At 53.7% G+C, this 4,329-nt stretch carries 2 protein-coding genes; both read left to right on the top strand.

The window, feature by feature from the left end:
- Window positions 1-1,977, top strand: a 1,977-nt coding sequence (locus tag VLA04_06860) for a hypothetical protein (protein ID HSI21375.1), incomplete at its 5' end; no start/stop codon positions are given.
- Between the two features lies 1 nt (window position 1,978).
- Window positions 1,979-4,329, top strand: a 2,351-nt coding sequence (locus VLA04_06855; protein HSI21374.1) for a LamG domain-containing protein, incomplete at its 3' end; no start/stop codon positions are given.

Genomic DNA, 4,329 nt, shown 5'->3' with positions numbered 1-4,329 from the left:
GCACTTTCCGGTGTTACTAGCCTTACGCTCTCCGGCGCAGTTTCAGGCGGTACTAGCTTCACTGGCTCTGGGTCCGTTACTTCAACGGCTACTTCGGCTGCCTTTGTCGCCAACTCTGCTACGGCCACTGCCCTTCAGGCCACTGCCGCTCCTGCTGCTTCTGCCAGTTCTTCCATCATCCAGCTAGGGGCTGCCATTGCGGGCGGTGCTGCTACTGGTAACTACATTGGTATCAACGCGGCAAATGCCTACACAGGTAACTTCCTCCACTTTGAACTGAACAGCTTGAAGCGCTTCAGCGTGGACTACACCGGAAACCTCAAGGTTTATGACACCAGCGGTACAAAGACCGTTTCACTTTCTCACGACGGTACTAACGGAATAATTAGCTCCAGCTCCGGTGAACTTCAGCTTTCAGGCTCTGGCTCCAACCAGTTCATCTTGGGTGACACTGGTACCGCGGTTAACCTGGTCTTCCAGGAGGCCTCTACTATTACTACGGTTGGTGGTAAGGCTGTCACCTTTGGTACTCCTGCTTCTGGTGATATCTTCAACCTCAACCAGAGCGGTGTTACCTATAATATTGGTACCCTTACTGCTGCGTCTGCCGTAACCTTGGATGCTACCGCCTCTGGTACAAGTACCAAGACCTTGGTGGTAAATGGCCCATCCGGCCTTTCCGCCAACCTGCTTGAACTACAAGTGGCGGGAACTGCCAAGCTCTCCGTGAGCGCTAGCGGCGCAATTACCGTTGCCGGTATGACCACCACTGGTTCTTATACCCAGTCAGGCACCTCCGCCAACACCCTTACAGGTGCCACTACCATTTCCGCAGCGGGAGCCGTCTCTGCTTCAGCCTTTGTTCTCAGCGGCGCGGCATATACAGGTGGCTCAGGTACTACAACTACACCGCTCTTCCTTATTCAGCCAAGCGGCACAACCTCTACCATTTGGAGTACGAGCGGCACCTACCAGGGTATCAACGCTGTTTCCGGCTTTACGGGTGATCTGTTCAGCTTCCAGTTGAATGGCGCATCACGTTTCCTTGGTACGTACAAAGGTGAGATGAAGATTACAAATGGCACTACCGATGCGGTTGGCTTGACCATTACCCAGGCTGCTTCTGCTACGGGTAACGCTATATTGGTCAGCAGCAGTTCTGCAGCCACCCTTTTCTCTATCGATGTGACTGGAAAGATTGCTTCTGGTGAAAGTTTGCCAGGTGTGCCGATTGTAGGAATTGATCCAAGTTCCGGTACTGCAGGCGACCTGACTTCGACCAGTAGTGCACTCAAGCCATACGCAGGCGCTGGCCTTACCCTGAACATTGCAGCTGGTTCTGCATATACCGCAGACGCTGTCAGCTCTCAGACCAAGCTTGCCCGCTGTAACTTGTCGGCTCCTACTACCCTTGCTTTGACCGACGCCACTACTGAATACGTCTATGTCACTGCCAGCGGCGCTGCTTCTACCACTGGTGTGACCTGTCAGTTTAACAAGTCCACTACGCTCCCAGCCTTCAGTGCTTCCAAGCCTGTAGTAGTCTTGGCTAAAACCGTAACAGCAGGTGGGTCCATTACCTCAGTTGCCGATACCCGCTTCTTCATTGGTGGCGTACAAAACTACGTAGCCATGCCAGCTTCTTCAACCTATGAGCCGGGCATGATTGTGAAGATGGATACTGGTGTGGATAACGGTGTTCTCACTTCTACAACCGGTTCTGACGCAGGTGTGTACGGTATCGTCAGTATTGGTGCCACAACTGCGGGTGCAGCTGGTAAAATAATTGTCATGACGCAAGGAAGTGCTTGGGGTCTGTCCTCCACTGGAACAACTCGCGCCGCTTGTGGTGGTACGACTACTACTGCCGGTATCCTCGCTAATATAACCTCTGCTGTGAACGCATGTGTTGGTAACGTGATGACTGCTGCCGCAGGTTCAACCCCAAGTGTCTTGGTGAATGTAAGTCCTAACTAACATGAAGGGACGAACGAATCATTCCGTGGGTCGTATCCTTCTTGGTGCCAAGCGTGCTGCAGCTATTTGCGCCGCGCGTATTGGAAAAGGATATGCAAGGGCGGGGGAGAAGTACCGGGTGGTTTTTCCTGACGGCAGGTACCGCACCTGGATCTCCCGGATCGCGTTCCATGGTACGGCTGCTGCCCTCATCCTTGCCCTCATCATTCCTATTCAGTCCTTGGATATCTTAGCGGCTGGCGTCTATACCTCTTCTGCTACGGATGCCGATGGGAATACATTCCTGGCACACAATACGGTTAACGACACTGCCTATTACGATACCACCCAGGATTCATCCCCCGAGGTGCAGCGCCAGCTAGGTGTTGATCCTAACTGGCCGAATGGCGTGACCCGGAAAAGCAGCGCGCTTAAGTTTGACGGGACTGATGACCGCATAGACTTTGGGAACATTGGCATCCATAACATTGGCACGGGTTCCATGAGCTGGAGTCTGTGGTTTAAGGCGGCCCCTAGTACTGACGGGGTGCTGTTGCGGAAATCAGGTGCAAACAACCTGAATGGTGTGTTAATTCAGGTGTTGAATGTGAGCGGCCAAGTGCAGGCCCGACTGGGCGACAGTACTGGGTCAGCAACCATCGCGCTGCTTAGTGGTGCGGGATACAACGATGGTGCTTGGCATCATTTAGCCCTTACCTTTGACCGGAGCAGCTCCGCCATTCTCTATATTGATAACGCCGTCGTAACCTCAAGCTCTTCCCGCCCTCTGATTGGGGTGAACATGGTCCCTTCCGCAACGCTGACTATGGCCGCTAACTCCACATACGGCAGCCCACTCAATGGGGTTTTGGATGACCCGCGCATTTATTCCCGTGTCCTAACTGCTGAGGAAATTTCTCAACTCTTCTCAAGAAACGGGATTAGCGAGGCTGGTCTAGTTGGCCAGTGGAAATTTGATGAATCTTCCTGCGAAGGGGCAAGTCCTTGCTACGTACGGGACACATCCCCATACGGCAATAGCGGCACACTTCTCGATAATGGTTCCAATGGTGATGGTGCTACAACGGGCCCTCTATTCGTTTCTGGTGCCAATTCCATTGTGGATGGCTTCAAGGGCTGTGGTCCCGAAGACGTGGGCTGTGTGAACCCGTCGGGTCGCTCGGGTGCGGGTAATGTATCTGTAACTGCCGACACCTCTACTGCCTCGGACTCCGCCTACGAAGTGCAGGTTACCAACTCACCCGCAGTGCAGTTTGATGGCACAGATGACTATGTTTCCTTGCCAACCGTGACAGGGGCGACGCATGCGGCGCTCAGTTATAGCTTCTGGTTTTCAACCACGAACATTAGCCCCTCCGGAGGGGCAGTGTTGTTCCGCTCCCGGAACAGTACGAGCACAGAAGTTACGCTTCTCGCTGGGAAGATTCGCTTCCAACATGGCTTTTCTACGACAGGGGGAGTATTTGAAACTGCTGCAATAATATCCACCAACACGTGGTATCACGTGGTTGTTGCGTACAATAATAGCTCGGTTTCAAATGTTCCCAGCATTTTTATCAATGGTGACCCCGTTGCCGTAACCGTAGCTACGGCGCCTGTCGGAACGGCTTCGGTAAACTGGGGCAACTCAGGAATGAGCATGGGTGGCGGCGCGGCAACAATGTACCTGGCAGGGAAAATTGACGATGCCCGGGTATTTTCACGAGTCCTCACCGCGGCAGAGGCGAAGGCTTTGTATGTAGGGAACCCTGTTTCCAACTTGAGTATTTTGGGTTGGTGGAAGATGGACGAGGGAACGGGAACATCGGCAGAAGATGCCACGGGAAATGGGGTAACGGGAACGCTTACCAATGGCCCAACATGGGTTGAGGGCTACTCCTCCGCTGGCGCCGTCTCAGCAGGTGACCCTTCCGATTCTCCCGTGTGGGCCATGCCCGGCTACCAGTTCCGTGAACAGGTAAAGGTAGCAAATGCCTCTGGCTCCACCCTCCCTACTGGCTACTCTGTTAATGCCCCTACCTCCCGTGCCACTAAACTAAACGCCAACCAAACCCGTGCAGATGGCAACGACTGGCGCATGGTCCACCAGCCTACTGATGCTACACGTAGCCTGAGTTTTGACGGGAGTAACGACGATGTGACGATACCCTACTCCTCCCTGGTAGATTTTGATTACAACAACCCATTCACCGTTTCGGTTTGGATGAAAGCGGGTGCCACACAGGCCAATACTGGGTTGACATACAACTACATCGCCCAGCGGCGGTTGGGTGCGGCTGGTTCCCAGTCTTTTTACCTGGCAATCAATAACCAGGGTGCGGCTATCCCAGGAACTATCAGGGCGGGGCGTTA

It is taken from the genome of Verrucomicrobiia bacterium (assembly GCA_035460805.1).
In the GTDB taxonomy this organism is placed as follows: Bacteria; Patescibacteriota; UBA1384; order CAILIB01; family CAILIB01; genus DATHWI01.
This window is presented reverse-complemented; position numbering and strand designations above follow the sequence as displayed.